The organism is Streptomyces longisporoflavus (assembly GCF_014649775.1).
GTDB classification, from domain to species: Bacteria; Actinomycetota; Actinomycetes; order Streptomycetales; family Streptomycetaceae; genus Streptomyces; species Streptomyces longisporoflavus.
On sequence record NZ_BMTR01000007.1, the window covers coordinates 96686 to 111222 of the forward strand.

The window sequence follows — 14537 nt, forward strand, 5'->3', positions numbered from 1 at the left end:
TCGCTGTCACACATGAGAGTTAATCCGCGCGTCTGTGCACTCAGCGAGGCGACTTGTCTGGTATTGGGCAAGTTTGGCGGGGGCGCTCAGCTCGACGAGCCGGCCTTGCGCCGATCCTCGAAGCGCGAGCGGGTGCCCACGGCCGTCGCTCCGTTGACGTCCGTTCCTACCGGAGGACGCTCGCCCGTCGCAGCATCCGCATCGTCCCGCTCGTCCGTCGCATCCGCCCCGTCGGTCGCGGAGACGTCGGCGGCACCGTCCTTGCTCCGCCGGTAGCGCGGCGGCACGAAGGACTCGGCCCAGCGCGGGACGTGCGGGGTGTAGCGCGGCAGCAGGAGCAGCACCAGACCGACCGCGCTCAGGGCGACGATCGCGAAGAGGATCCACATGCTGGCCGAGTGCACCGAGTAGGCGACCGTGCCGAAGCCGATGAGCGCCGACCAGAAGTACATGATCAGCACCGCACGGCTGTGGGAGTGGCCGATCTCCAGGAGGCGGTGGTGGAGGTGGCCGCGGTCCGCCGCGAACGGCGACTTGCCGTTCCACGTACGCCGGACGATCGCGAGGACCAGGTCGGCGAACGGGATGGCGATGATCGTCAGGGGCATCAGGAGCGGGATGAAGACCGGGAGCATCGCGTGCGTGGCGTCGCGGGTGCCGCCGAAGTTCAGCTTCAGGGCGTCGCCGTCGATCTGCCCCGTGGCGGAGATCGCCCCCGCCGCGAGGACCAGGCCGATCAGCATCGAGCCCGAGTCCCCCATGAAGATCCGGGCGGGATGGATGTTGTGCGGCAGGAAGCCCAGGCACATGCCGATCAGGATCGCGGCGAAGAGGGTCGCGGGGGCCGCGGCCTCGATGCCGTAGCCGTACCAGAGGCGGTAGGCGTACAGGAAGAACGCCGCCGCCGCGATGCACACCATGCCCGCGGCCAGACCGTCGAGGCCGTCCACGAAGTTGACCGCGTTGATGGTGATGACGACGAGGGCGACCGTCAGGAGCGTGCCCTGGCCCTGGTCGAGGAGGACCATGCCGTAGCCCGGCACCGGGATCCACAGGATGGTCAGGCCCTGGAGGACCATGACGCCCGCGGCGATCATCTGGCCGCCCAGCTTGATCAGGGCGTCGATTTCGAACTTGTCGTCCAGGACGCCGATCAGCCAGATCAGCGCGGCACCGGAGAGCAGCGCGCGCGGTTCGTTGGAGCGCTCGAAGAGGTCGCTCAGATTGGGCAGGTGGTCGGCGACGAGGAGACCCGCGCAGAGCCCGAAGAACATCGCGATCCCGCCGAGCCGGGGCGTGGGCTCCCGGTGCACGTCGCGAGCGCGGATCTCCGGCATGGCGCCGGCCACGATCGCGAACTTCCGCACCGGGCCGGTCAGCAGGTAAGTCACCGCGGCCGTGATGCAGAGCGTCAGCAGGTATTCACGCACGGGCTTCCCCACAGGTATCGCTGGCCATCTCAGCCCCACACCCTAGCTCTGCGTGCATATGGTTGGGGACTTCCGGGTAGCGACGATGGTTGCACGAGTACGTGCCTTCCCCCGACGCCTCTACCCCGACCTAGGCCGGATACGGCGGAAATCTGCCCACGAGTTCACGCACTTCCTCTCGTACCTTCGGGTCCGTCGCGCCGCTGGATTGGTCGCGTACCGCGTCGGCGAAGAGGCCCGCGATCCGTACCATCTCCGCGTCCCCCATGCCCTGCGTGGTCACGGCCGCCGTGCCGAGTCGCAGGCCGCGGCCGTCGGTGTACGGCAGGGCGCATGTGTCGAGGACGAGGCCGCAGGCCGCGAGTCTGCCGCGGGCCGTGTGCGCGTCGGTGCCCAGGGGCGCGGGGTCGGCGAGGATCAGGTGCGTGTCGGTTCCGCCGGTGGTGATCGCACAGCCCGCGGCGGCGAGCGCCCGGGCGAGGACGCGGGCGTTGGTGACGACCTGGTGGGCGTAGGCGGTGAAGGCCGGGGTCTCCGCCTCGCCGAACGCGACGGCCTTGGCGGCGATCGTGTGCATCTGCGCGCCGCCCTGCGTGAACGGGAACACGGCGCGGTCGATGCGGGATGCCAGCTCCGTGCCGCACAGGATCAGGCCGCCGCGCGGGCCGCGGAGCACCTTGTGCGTCGTGGCGCACACGACGTCGGCGTACGGAACGGGGCTGGGGGCCGCTCCCCCGGCGATCAGGCCGATCGGGTGGGCCGCGTCGGCGATGAGGTACGCGCCCACGTCGTCGGCGATGTCGCGGAAGGCCGCGTAGTCGATGTGCCGGGGATAGGCGATGGAGCCGCAGACGATCGCCTTCGGCCGGTGCGTACGGGCGAGGGTGCTGACCTGGTCGTAGTCGATGAGGCCGCTCTCCGCGTCGACGCCGTAGCCCACGAAGTCGAACCAGCGCCCCGAGAAGTTCGACGGCGAGCCGTGCGTGAGGTGGCCGCCGTACGGCAGGCCCATGGCGAGGACGGTGTCGCCGGGGCACAGCAGAGCGGCGTACGCGGCCAGGACCGCGGAGGAGCCGGAGTGCGGCTGCACGTTGGCGTGCTCGGCGCCGAAGAGGGCCTTGGCGCGGTCGACGGCGATGCGCTCGGCGACGTCCACCAGCTCGCAGCCGCCGTGGTGGCGGGCGCCGGGGTAGCCCTCGGCGTACTTGTTGGCGAGCGGGGAGCCCAGGGCCGCGAGCACGGCGGGCGAGGAGAAGTTCTCGGCCGCGATGAGCTGCAGGCAGGAGGCCTGGCGTTCCTGCTCGGCGAGGAGGATCTCCGCCATCTGGGGATCCGCGCGGCGCAGCGCGGCGAAGTCAGCGGGCGCCGTCGAGGCGGCGGTGAGTGCGGTGCCGACCGGCATGTTGGGCTCCGGGCCTCGCGAGGGGTGAGGGTCCCTCCAATGTAGGCCCGCCACACCGCGCCCGCGCGGCGTCAGGACTGTTCCGGTTCTACTCCGGTTCTACGCCTTGGCCCGCACACCCGTCAGCGCCGTCACCACGGGATCGAGCGCCTCATTGATCTCGTCTCCCACCGAGCGGAAGAAGGGCAGCGGAGCGCCGTAGGGGTCGTACACCTCGTCCGCCTCGGCGGTGGGCGCCAGGAGCCAGCCACGCAGTGCCGCGGCGGCCCTCACCAGGGCCCTGGCCCGCTCGACGACGCCTCCGTCGGGGTCGGGCAGCGTCGCCGGATCTATGGCCCGCACAAGCCGCGTGAACTCCTTGAGCGTGAAGGTGCGAAGCCCCGCCGAGTGGCCCATCGAGATGACCTGCGCCCGGTGGTCGCGGGTCGCCGTCAGGACGAGGTCCGCGCGGATGACGTGCTCGTCGAGAAGCTCGCGCCCTTTGAAGCCGGAGGCGTCCGCGCCGAAGTCGGCGAGCACCGCCTCCGCGTTCGTCTCCATGGGGGCGCCTTCGTGTCCCCAGGTGCCCGCGCTCTCCACGATCAGGCCGCCGGTGAAGGGATCACCCAGGCGGTCGGCCAGGGCATGCCTGGTCAGCCGCTCGGTGATCGGCGAGCGGCACACATTGCCGGTGCTGACGTGGAGGATGCGGAACGAATCGGGATAAGCCGCTATGCCACGCCCCGTCTCAGGGGCTGTCAATTCGCCACCTCGAGGTCGGGTACCACCTTGCGGAGCTCCTCCGCGTCCAGGGCACCGGCGCGCAGCAGTACCGGCACCTTCCCGGTGACGTCCACGATCGAGGAGGGAACGATGCCCGGCGTCTTGCCGCCGTCCAGGTACACGGAGACGGAGTCACCCAGCATCTCCTGCGCGGCGTCACAGTCCTCCGGAGCGGGGTGCCCCGTGAGGTTGGCCGACGAGACGGCCATGGGGCCGACCTCGGTGAGCAGTTCGATGGCGACGGGGTGCAGCGGCATCCGGATCGCGACGGTCCCGCGGGTGTCCCCGAGGTCCCACTGGAGCGAGGGCTGCTGCTTGGCGACCAGGGTCAGCGCACCGGGCCAGAAGGCGTCGACGAGCTCCCAGGCCGACTCGGAGAAGTCGGTGACCAGGCCGTGCAGCGTGTTCGGGGAGCCGATGAGGACGGGCGTGGGCATGTTGCGGCCGCGGCCCTTGGCGTCGAGCAGATCGGCACACGCCTCCGGGGTGAAGGCGTCGGCACCGATGCCGTAGACGGTGTCGGTGGGCAGCACGACCAGCTCGCCACGGCGGACGGCCGACGCGGCCTCGCGCAGACCGGTCGTCCGGTCGGTCGCGTCGTTGGTGTCGTATCGCCGTGCCATCAGCGGGCCTCCTCGTACACGTACTGCTGAGATGAAGTGGGTGTGGTGGTCACGGCATCGCCTTGCGGGCGGTCGCGAACCTCGGCCTGTTGTTGAGGTCAGGGTGGTCGGCCGCGTCGGCCCAGCCCCGCTCCTCGGTGAAGATCCACGGGACCTGGCCGCCCTGGGTGTCGGCGTGCTCGATGACGACGACGCCGCCGGGCCGAAGGAGGCGGTGGGCGGTGCGCTCGATGCCGCGGATCAGGTCGAGGCCGTCCTCGCCGGAGAAGAGCGACAGTTCCGGGTCGTAGTCGCGGGCTTCCGGAGCGACGTACTCCCACTCGGTGAGCGGGATGTACGGCGGGTTCGAGATGAGGAGGTCGACCTGGCCGTCGAGCTCCGGAAGGGCGTCACGCGCGTCGCCCCGGGAGAGCTTGACCCTGGACCCCTCGACGTTCTTCCGCGTCCACTTCAGGGCGTCCTCGGAGAGCTCCACGGCGTGCACGCGCGAGCGCGGGACCTCCTGCGCCATGGCCAGGGCGATGGCGCCGGAACCCGTGCAGAGATCGACGATGAGCGGCTCGACGACGTCCATCGCGCGCACGGCGTCTATGGCCCAGCCGACGACCGACTCGGTCTCGGGCCGCGGCACGAAGACACCGGGCCCCACCTGGAGTTCGAGGTAACGGAAGAAGGCGCGCCCGGTGATGTGCTGGAGCGGCTCGCGGGCCTCGCGGCGCGCGATCGTCTCCCAGTAGCGGGCGTCGAAGTCCGAGTCCTTGACGGAGTGCAGCTCGCCCCGCTTCACGCCGTGCACGAAAGCGGCAAGCTCCTCCGCGTCGTTGCGCGGCGAGGGTACGCCGGCGTCGGCCAGCCGCTGGGTGGCCTGGGCCACTTCCGCGAGCAGCAGGTTCACGCTGGTCCTCCGGGGCTGTGCTGAGCGATGGGCGGGTGCGGTCGTGGCTCAGGCTGCCGCGAGCTTGGCGGCGGAGTCCGCGTCGACGCAGGCCTGGATGACCGCGTCGAGATCCCCGTCGAGCACCTGGTCCAAGTTGTACGCCTTGAAGCCGACGCGGTGGTCCGAGATCCGGTTTTCCGGGTAGTTGTACGTCCGGATCTTCTCGGAGCGGTCGACGGTGCGGACCTGGCTGCGACGGGCGTCCGCCGCCTCCTTCTCCGCTTCCTCCTGAGCCGCGGCAAGGAGCCTGGAGCGCAGGATACGCATCGCCTGCTCCTTGTTCTGCAGCTGACTCTTCTCGTTCTGGCAGGAGGCCACGACGCCGGTGGGCAGGTGCGTGATGCGCACCGCGGAGTCGGTGGTGTTGACCGACTGGCCGCCGGGGCCGGACGAGCGGTAGACGTCGATGCGCAGGTCGTTCGCGTGGATCTCGACGTCGACCTCCTCGGCCTCCGGCGTCACCAGGACGCCAGCCGCGGAGGTGTGGATGCGGCCCTGCGACTCGGTGGAGGGCACGCGCTGCACACGGTGCACACCGCCCTCGTACTTCAGGCGCGCCCAGACGCCCTGGCCGGGCTCGGTCGCGCCGTTGCCGCCCTTGGTCTTCACGGCGACCTGGACGTCCTTGTAGCCGCCGAGCTCGGACTCGGTGGCGTCGATGATCTCGGTCTTCCAGCCGACGCGCTCCGCGTACCGCAGATACATGCGCAGGAGGTCGCCGGCGAAGAGCGCCGACTCGTCGCCGCCCGCGCCCGCCTTGACCTCGAGGATGACGTCCTTGTCGTCGCTGGGGTCGCGGGGCACCAGGAGGAGCCGCAGCTTCTCGGTGAGCTCCTCGCGCTGCTTCTCCATGTCCTTGACCTCGGCGGCGAACTCCGGGTCCTCCGCGGCCAGTTCACGGGCCGTCGCGATGTCCTCGCCGCTCTGCTTCCAGGCGCGGTACGTCGAGACGATCGGGGTCAGCTCGGCATAGCGCTTGTTGAGCTTGCGCGCGTTGGCCTGGTCGGCGTGGACCGAGGGGTCCGCGAGCCTTGTCTCCAGATCGGCGTGCTCGCCGATCAGTTCCTCGACCGCCTCGAACATCGGGGTCTCCTGAGCTTTCTACGCGAAGGTTCTACGCGACATGGTTCCGCACGGCACGGCGTTCGCCGTCGGACGGCGCTGCATCAGACGGCGCTTGCGTCAGACGGGCGCTTGCGTCAGACGGGCGCTTGCGTCAGACGGGCGCTTGCGTCAGACGGCAAAGCGCCGGTCCCAACCGCTCCCTCCCGGGGGCGGCCGAAGACCGGCGCAGTGGCTCGCTACTTGTTGGCGGAGCCTGCGGCCTTGCCGAAGCGGGCCTCGAAGCGGGCCACACGGCCACCGGTGTCGAGGATCTTCTGCTTGCCCGTGTAGAACGGGTGGCACTCGGAGCAGACCTCGGCACGGACGGTGCCGCTGGAGATCGTGCTGCGGGTGGTGAACGACGCGCCACAGGTGCAGCTGACCTGGGTCTCGACGTACTCGGGGTGGATTTCGCGCTTCAAGGTGTCTCCTAGTTTCGGGAGGGCGCCGGGTCGTACGCGCGGATTGCTCGTACGTGAACCGGGGCCGACGCACCAGTCTGCCAGGACCGGTCGCATCTGCCCAAACCGGGGTGGGCTCTGTTCTATTCCCGGCGGGCTCCCGAAGCGGTCAGCGGCTGCTCCCGAAGCGGTCAGCGGCTGCTCGCGGCAGCGGTCAGTGGCTGCTCACGACATCGCTCGCGTCGCCCTTGTCGCCGGCCGACTTCTCGGTGGCGGACTTGGGGATCGGCTTGTCGGCCTTGAGCGCGTCCCAGACCTGCTGGTCGGCCTTCTCCAGGGGAAGTACGCGGTTGAGGTCCGCGGGGTCGTACTGGACGGGGAGCGTCACCATCTTCATGTCGCCCGCGCCGATGCCCTTGAGGCCGCTCGCGAAGCCCGCGAGGCTCTTGACGTCGTTCAGGTCGGAGTCGGTGGTGACGGCGCTGGTCGCGTCGTCCGCGAGGTCGAAGAGCTTCTTCGGGTTGCTGAAGACGCCGACGTCCTTGACCTGGTTGATCAGGGCCTTGATGAAGGCCTGCTGCAACTGGATGCGGCCGAGGTCGCTGCCGTCGCCGACGCCGTGCCGGGTGCGGACGAGGCCGAGGGCCTGCTCGCCGGTGAGCTGGTGCGTGCCGGCCTTGAGGTTGAGGTGGCTGTCCTTGTCGTTGATCGCCTTCTTGGTGGTGATCTCGACGCCGCCGAGGGTGTTGATGAGCTTCTTGAAGCCCGTGAAGTCCACTTCCAGGTAGTGGTCCATCCGGATGCCGGACATCTTCTCCACGGTCTTGACGGCACAGGCGGGTCCGCCGACCTCGTACGCCGTGTTGAACATCTGCCGCTGGCCGCCCGGGTCCCTCTCGCCCTCGTCCGTGGCGCACTCGGGGCGGGTTATGAGGGTGTCGCGAGGTATCGAGACGACGCTGGCCGTCTTGTGGCCCTTGTTCACGTGCACGACCATCGCCGTGTCCGAGCGGGCGGCGCCCTCGTCCTTGCCGTACTTGGCGTTGTCGCCGGAGCGCGAGTCGGAGCCGAGGACGAGGATGTCCTGGGAGCCGTTGTCGACGTCCTCGGGGCGGTCGGTGCCGAGCGCCTGGTTGATGTCGACGCCCTTGATGTTGCCGTTGAGCTTGAAGTACACGAAGCCGAGGCCCGTACCGCCGAGGACGACCACCGATGCCGCGGTCCACGCGGTGACGACGAGGACCTTGCTGCGCTTCTCGCGCGGCTTACGACGCCGACCGCCACCACCCCGGGAGCGTTTGGGTGCCGCCGTAGCCGCGGGTGCGCTCTGGTCGGTCATGTGCTCCTCAGTCCTCGTCCGGGTCGGGTACCCCCTGCTTTCAGGGTCAGGCGTGGTTTGTCGTCACTTGTCAGACGTGGAAACCGAAAGAAGGGTTGCACAGCGCTTTGTGAGCGCCCCGGCGCACACATGTGACGCATCGTGCACTCCTGCCCCGCCCTACCCGCTTCTCACCTGCGGTTTTTACCCGCGCGAGGCTACTGCCCGTGACCGTAAGGATTTCTTAGGCGTGTGGCCAAGGTCATTCAGGAGGCGTCCAGGGGCCGCGCCGACACGATCAGCGCAAAGGGCCGCCCCCGTCGTGCGACGGGGGCGGCCCTTTGGCTGCGAGAAGAGCGAGGACTAGTCGTTGCCGTTGCCCGGCGTCGGGGTCGTCTTCGCGATCTGCATGAGGAACTCGGCGTTCGACTTCGTCTGCTTCATCTTGTCGAGAAGCAGCTCGATGGCCTGCTGCGAGTCGAGCGCGTGCAGCACCCGGCGCAGCTTCCAGACGATCGCCAGCTCTTCGCTGTTGAGCAGGATCTCTTCCTTGCGGGTGGAGGACGCGTCGACGTCCACCGCCGGGAAGATGCGCTTGTCCGAGAGCTTCCGGTCGAGCTTGAGCTCCATGTTGCCGGTGCCCTTGAACTCCTCGAAGATCACCTCGTCCATGCGCGAACCGGTGTCGACGAGCGCGGTCGCGAGGATGGTCAGCGAGCCGCCGTCCTCGATGTTGCGCGCCGCACCGAAGAAGCGCTTCGGCGGGTAGAGCGCGGTCGAGTCGACACCACCGGACAGGATGCGGCCGGAGGCCGGGGCCGCCAGGTTGTACGCACGGCCCAGACGGGTGATGGAGTCGAGGAGCACGACCACGTCGTGGCCGAGCTCGACGAGACGCTTGGCGCGCTCGATGGCCAGCTCCGCGACCGTGGTGTGGTCCTCGGCCGGACGGTCGAAGGTCGAGGAGATGACCTCGCCCTTCACCGACCGCTGCATGTCGGTGACCTCTTCCGGACGCTCGTCGACCAGGACGACCATCAGGTGGCACTCGGGGCTGTTCGTGGTGATCGCGTTGGCGACCGCCTGCATGATCATGGTCTTGCCGGTCTTCGGCGGAGCCACGATCAGACCGCGCTGGCCCTTACCGATCGGCGACACGAGGTCGATGATGCGGGTGGTCAGCACGCCCGGGTCGGTCTCCAGACGGAGCCGGTCCTGGGGGTACAGAGGCGTCAGCTTGTTGAATTCCGGCCGACCGCGCCCGGACTCGGCCGCCATGCCGTTCGCCGAGTCGAGGCGGACGAGCGCGTTGAACTTCTCGCGGCGCTCGCCGTCCTTGGGCTGGCGGACGGCGCCGGTGACGTGGTCACCCTTGCGCAGACCGTTCTTGCGGACCTGGGCGAGCGAGACGTACACGTCGTTCGGGCCCGGGAGGTAGCCCGACGTACGGATGAACGCGTAGTTGTCGAGGATGTCCAGGATGCCCGCGACGGGGATCAGTACGTCGTCGTCGGCGACCTGCGGCTCGTTCGCTCCGCCGAACTCGTCGCGGCCACGACGGCCGCGGCGGTCGCGGTAACGCCCGCGGCGGCCGCGGCGGCCACCCGCCTCGTCGTCGAAGTCGTCCTGCGGTCCGTTGTCGCGCTGGTCCCGCTGCTGGCGGTCGCCGCGGTCCTGACGGTCACCGCGGTCCTGCCGGCCGCCGCCCTGCTGACGGTTTCCGCCCTGCTGGTCGTCGCCCTTGTTGCCACGGCGGTCGCGGTCACGGCCACGGCCCTGGCGGTCGCGGCCCTGGCGGTCACGGCGCCCTTCGGCGCTGTTGTCGCCGGAGCCGTCGCCCTTGGCCTCGGCCGGCGCGTCCGACCTGGCATCGTTCCGGCCGTCGTTCTTGGCGTCGTTCTTGCCGTCGTTCTTCGGCTCGCCCTTCGCCTCGGCGACGACCGTCTCGGGGCTGCCCGCGTCGGCGGTGGCACGGCGACGGCCACGGCGCTCGCCCTTGTCGGCACCCGCGGGCTGGCCCGGGATGTCGATCTGCTGCTGGGCGGCCTCTTCGGCCTTGGCGGCGGGCTGCTCGGCCTTGGCGGCCTTGCTCGCCTTGGCGGCCTTGTCGGCGCCCGTCGAGCTCGCTGCGTTGGCGGCGTTGTCGGCGTTGGCGGCGTTGGCGGCGTTGTCTTCGCCCGTCCGGGCCTTCGAGGTGGCGCGGCGCTTGGGCTTCGTCTCGGCCTCGGCCGGCGAAGCGGAGGACGCGGCACTCTTCGCGGGGGCGCCGCCCCCGGCCTGCGCCTCCTTGATGACCTCGATCAGCTGGCTCTTGCGCATCCGCGCGGTGCCCTTGATACCGAGGCCGGATGCGACCTGCTGCAGTTCCGCCAGCACCATGCCATCGAGGCCGGTGCCGCGGCGCCGCCGGGACCCGGCCGAAGCACCGGTGGCAGGCGCCGCAGAGGCGTCCGTGGCGGGCGTGTCGGCAGTCACGCCCATCAGATCGGTGGTGTCGCTCACGAAGGGTCCTTCCCTGGAGCGGACGTCGGCCTGTCTGGCTCGGCGACCGGTTGTGCTGTCCGGAGGTCCTTTGGTGTGTGGACCGTGCCGGGGCGGTGGTCCGCCAACGCGCGGCGGAAGAATTCACTGGTGATGGCGAGTCCCGGTGAGGTGCCACTGATGTGCGGTGTCACTCGGCTCGGTCACGCCGGTTCCGGAGCGTGCTCGGCACTGCTCAGTGCGGGGCACAGAGCAGTTTGGGAGGCTCCCGGAAGGATGGATGTCCCGGACGGGGACACGAAGCACCTCGCCATGGTGGGGTCGGGTGCAGACTTGAGGTTAACACTACCGGATCCAACAAACATTCCCCCTCTCCAAATCCGGCTATCAGGTGTCAAGGCGCAAGCGGCAGCACGCTCGCACCGGTCGCGTCGAGCGCCAGACGGTTGGCCGCCCAGCCCTCGCCCGCGAGGCGTGCGACCTTGTCCGCCGCACTCTCATCGGCCAGCGCTAGGACCGTGGGTCCGGCGCCGGAGATCATCGCCGGGACACCGTCCGCGCGCAGGCGCTCGACCAGGGCGGCGCTCTCCGGCATGGCGGGCGCGCGGTACTCCTGGTGGAGCCGGTCCTCGGTGGCGGGAAGCAGCAGCTCGGGGCGCCTGGTCAGGGCCTCTACGAGCAGCGCGGCACGGCCCGCGTTGGTGGCGGCGTCGACGTGCGGGACGGTGCGCGGGAGCAGTCCGCGCGCCGTCTCGGTGAGCACGGGCTTTCCGGGTACGAAGACCACCGGAACGATGGATTCGGCGGGGTCCATCCTGATCGCCCTGGCCGCTCCCCCGTCCATCCAGGAGAGCGTGAAGCCGCCGAGCAGACAGGCGGCGACGTTGTCGGGGTGGCCCTCGATCTCGGTGGCGAGTTCAAGCAGGGCGTTGTCGTCGAGCCGGGTGTCGCCGCCTATGGTCACGGCGCGCGCGGCGACGATGCCCGCGCAGATGGCGGCGGACGAGGAGCCGAGGCCCCGGCCGTGCGGAATGCGGTTGGCGCAGACGATTTCGAGGCCGCGCGGCTGTCCGCCGAGCAGGTCGAAGGCGGTGCGCAGGGAACGAACCAGCAGATGCGACTCGTCGCGCGGGAGCGTTTCGCTGCCCTCACCTGCGATGTCGATGTTCAGTCCGGAGTCGGCCACCCGCACGACGACGTCGTCGTACAGACCCAGCGACAGGCCGAGGGCGTCGAAGCCCGGGCCGAGGTTGGCGCTGGTGGCGGGGACGCGCACCCGGACGGCGGCGGCGCGGAACGCGGGACCGGCCATCGCTCGATGACTCTCCTTGAGCTGCGATCTTTTGAGGACTTGCCACGTGATGAGGCACTACCCGAAGGCCGCTCTGCGGCAGCACCGCGGCATATGCGGCGGGGCGGGTTCGGTACAGCCTATCGAAGGAAGGTTCTGTGGCGACATAGGGCGCACAGGAGGCGCACGATGCGTGTCGTAAGCCCCCTGTGCACCCCCTGTGCGGAGTTGCGGGTTTTCCGGACGGTTATGCCCGCCGTACTGCTGCGGTTATGCCCGTCCCACCCCTGCGGATACCCCGGCCACGAGCGTTATGCCAGACCGAGGCGTTCGGCGGCGGCGGCCGAGTCGACCGGGACCGTGACCGGCTGCGGTGCGCCGGCGACGGCCCAGTCCGGGTCCTTGAGTCCGTTTCCGGTGACGGTGCAGACGATGCGCTGGCCCTTGTCGACCTTGCCCTGCTCGGCCGCCTTCAGCAGACCGGCGACGGAAGCGGCCGACGCCGGCTCGACGAAGACACCCTCCTGGGACGCCAACAGCTTGTAGGCGCGCAGGATCTCACGGTCCGTCACCTCGTCGATGAAGCCGTGCGACTCGTCGCGCGCGTCGAGCGCGTGCTGCCACGACGCGGGGTTGCCGATGCGAATCGCGGTGGCGATCGTCGACGGGTCCTTGACGATCTCGCCGCGCACGATGGGCGCGGAACCGGAAGCCTGGAAGCCCCACATGCGGGGAGTGCGCGTCGAGACCGAGTCGGCGGCGTACTCCTTGTAGCCCTTCCAATAGGCCGTGATGTTGCCCGCGTTGCCCACCGGCAGGACGTGGATGTCGGGGGCGTCGCCGAGCGCGTCCACGATCTCGAACGAGGCGGTCTTCTGGCCCTCGATGCGGAACGGGTTCACCGAATTGACCAGCGCCACCGGGTAGTTCTCGGAGAGGGCGCGGGCGAGGTTCAGGCAGTCGTCGAAGTTGCCGTCGACCTGGAGGATCTTCGAGCCGTAGACGAGCGCCTGGCCCATCTTGCCGAGCGCGATCTTGCCCTGCGGCACCAGCACCGCGCAGACCATTCCCGCGCGTACGGCGTAGGCGGCGGCCGAGGCCGACGTGTTGCCGGTGGAGGCGCAGATGACGGCCTTGGCGCCCTCCTCCTTGGCCTTCGTGATCGCCATCGTCATGCCGCGGTCCTTGAAGGACCCGGTCGGGTTGGCGCCCTCGACCTTGAGATGCACCTCGCAGCCCGTGCGCTCGGAGAGCACCTGCGCGGGCACGAGCGGCGTGCCGCCCTCGCGGAGCGTCACGACCGGAGTCGTGGCGGAGACGGGAAGACGGTCCCGGTACTCCTCGATGATTCCGCGCCATTGGTGGGTCATTGCTGACTACTCCCCTTCAACCCGCATGATGCTGGCGACACCACGCACGGTGTCGAGATTCCGCAGCGCCTCGACGGTGCCGCTGAGGGCGGCGTCGGGCGCGCGGTGGGTGACGACGACGAGGGATGCCTCGCCGTCCTTGCCCGTCTGACGGACCGTATCGATCGATACGCCGTGCTCGGCGAAGACCGTCGCGACCTGGGCGAGGACACCCGGCTTGTCGGCCACGTCGAGGCTGATGTGGTAGCGCGTGACGACCTCGCCCATGGAGCCCACGGGCAGCTGGGTGTACGCGGATTCGCCGGGCCCGGTGGCTTCGGCGAGCTTGTTGCGGCAGACGGCGACGAGGTCGCCGAGCACGGCCGACGCGGTGGGGGAACCGCCCGCTCCGGGGCCGTAGAACATGAGCTGACCCGCGGCCTCCGCTTCCACGAAGACCGCGTTGTACGCCTCGCGGACCGACGCGAGCGGATGGCTGAGCGGAATCATCGCCGGGTGCACGCGCGCGGTGACGGAACCGCCGTCGGCGGCCCGCTCGCAGATGGCGAGCAGCTTGATGGTGCAGCCCATGCGCTTCGCGGACGCGAAGTCGGCGCCGGTGACCTCGGTCATGCCCTCGCGGTAGACGTCGTCGAGGCGCACCCGCGTGTGGAAGGCGATGCCGGCGAGGATCGCGGCCTTGGCGGCGGCGTCGAAGCCTTCGACGTCGGCGGTCGGGTCGGCTTCCGCGTACCCGAGCGCGGTGGCCTCGTCGAGGGCTTCCTGGTAGCCGGCGCCGGTGGTGTCCATGGCGTCGAGGATGAAGTTGGTGGTGCCGTTCACGATGCCGAGAACGCGGTTCACCTTGTCCCCGACCAGGGACTCCCGCAGCGGCCTGATGAGCGGGATGGCACCGGCGACGGCGGCTTCGTAGTAAAGGTCCCGCCCGTGCTCCTCGGCGGCGGCGTGCAGCGCGGCGCCGTCCTGCGCGATGAGCGCCTTGTTGGCGGAGACGACGGACGCGCCGTGCTCGAAGGCGGTGGTGATGAGGGTCCTGGCGGGCTCGATGCCGCCGATGACCTCGACCACGACATCAATGTCACCGCGTTTGACCAGCGCGGTCGCGTCCGTGGTGACCAGTGAGGGATCGATTCCGTCCCGCACCTTCGACGGACGGCGGACGGCCACCCCGGCGAGTTCCACCGGGGCGCCGATCCGGGCCGTGAGGTCGGCGGCGTGCGTCGTCATGATGCGCGCCACCTCTGAGCCGACAACCCCACAGCCCAGCAGCGCCACCTTCAGCGGACGCGTACGCATCATCCGACCTCACTTCTCGTACTTCTACGTTGGGACCAGTCTCACCCACGGGTTCGCGGTTTCCATCTACTGTCCGGATGGCGAGACAAGTATTTCACTGGCCGATACTCTGCCGGCGGCCG

Annotated in this window: 12 protein-coding genes; all 12 read right to left on the reverse strand. The window is 69.7% G+C overall.

Annotation, left to right across the window (positions count from 1 at the left end):
* Positions 1-86 precede the first annotated feature (86 nt).
* Positions 87-1430 (reverse strand): MraY family glycosyltransferase, encoded by a 1344-nt coding sequence (locus IE226_RS16210; RefSeq protein ID WP_190081939.1) that lies wholly within the window; start codon positions 1428-1430, stop codon positions 87-89.
* Positions 1431-1560: 130 nt separating this feature from the next.
* Positions 1561-2832 carry a serine hydroxymethyltransferase gene (gene glyA, locus IE226_RS16215; protein ID WP_190081940.1) on the reverse strand — a complete coding sequence of 424 codons (1272 nt, stop codon included), beginning with the start codon at positions 2830-2832 and terminating at the stop codon, positions 1561-1563.
* A 99-nt stretch (positions 2833-2931) separates the two neighbouring features.
* On the reverse strand, positions 2932-3573 hold the full coding sequence (locus IE226_RS16220; RefSeq protein WP_160507229.1) for an arsenate reductase/protein-tyrosine-phosphatase family protein: 642 nt from the start codon (positions 3571-3573) through the stop codon (positions 2932-2934).
* A complete protein-coding gene (locus IE226_RS16225) occupies positions 3570-4217 on the reverse strand; it encodes an L-threonylcarbamoyladenylate synthase (protein WP_190081941.1) in 648 nt (215 codons plus the stop codon). Before IE226_RS16225 ends, IE226_RS16220 begins: the two co-directional genes overlap by 4 nt.
* Positions 4218-4266: 49 nt before the next feature.
* Entirely contained in the window at positions 4267-5112 is an 846-nt protein-coding gene (prmC, locus tag IE226_RS16230) for a peptide chain release factor N(5)-glutamine methyltransferase (protein ID WP_190081942.1), read from the reverse strand.
* A 48-nt stretch (positions 5113-5160) separates the two neighbouring features.
* Positions 5161-6237: a peptide chain release factor 1 gene (gene prfA / locus IE226_RS16235; RefSeq protein WP_190081943.1), complete on the reverse strand. Its 1077-nt coding sequence runs from the start codon at positions 6235-6237 to the stop codon at positions 5161-5163.
* Positions 6238-6455: 218 nt separating this feature from the next.
* Positions 6456-6680, reverse strand: a complete 225-nt coding sequence (gene rpmE, locus IE226_RS16240) for a 50S ribosomal protein L31 (protein WP_190081944.1) — start codon at positions 6678-6680, stop codon at positions 6456-6458.
* 193 nt (positions 6681-6873) lie between these two features.
* Complete coding sequence (locus IE226_RS16245; RefSeq protein ID WP_190081945.1) at positions 6874-7998, reverse strand: LCP family protein; 1125 nt, start codon at positions 7996-7998, stop codon at positions 6874-6876.
* Positions 7999-8340: 342 nt separating this feature from the next.
* Positions 8341-10479, reverse strand: coding sequence for a transcription termination factor Rho (gene rho, locus IE226_RS16250; protein WP_190081946.1), 2139 nt, complete (start codon positions 10477-10479; stop codon positions 8341-8343).
* Positions 10480-10852: 373 nt separating this feature from the next.
* Entirely contained in the window at positions 10853-11770 is a 918-nt protein-coding gene (thrB, locus tag IE226_RS16255; RefSeq protein ID WP_190081947.1) for a homoserine kinase, read from the reverse strand.
* A 290-nt stretch (positions 11771-12060) separates the two neighbouring features.
* A complete protein-coding gene (thrC, locus tag IE226_RS16260; RefSeq protein ID WP_190081948.1) occupies positions 12061-13119 on the reverse strand; it encodes a threonine synthase in 1059 nt (352 codons plus the stop codon).
* Between the two features lie 6 nt (positions 13120-13125).
* The gene (locus tag IE226_RS16265; protein ID WP_190082176.1) at positions 13126-14415 is read right to left on the reverse strand and encodes a homoserine dehydrogenase; all 1290 of its coding nucleotides are present in this window, start codon (positions 14413-14415) and stop codon (positions 13126-13128) included.
* Positions 14416-14537 lie beyond the last annotated feature (122 nt).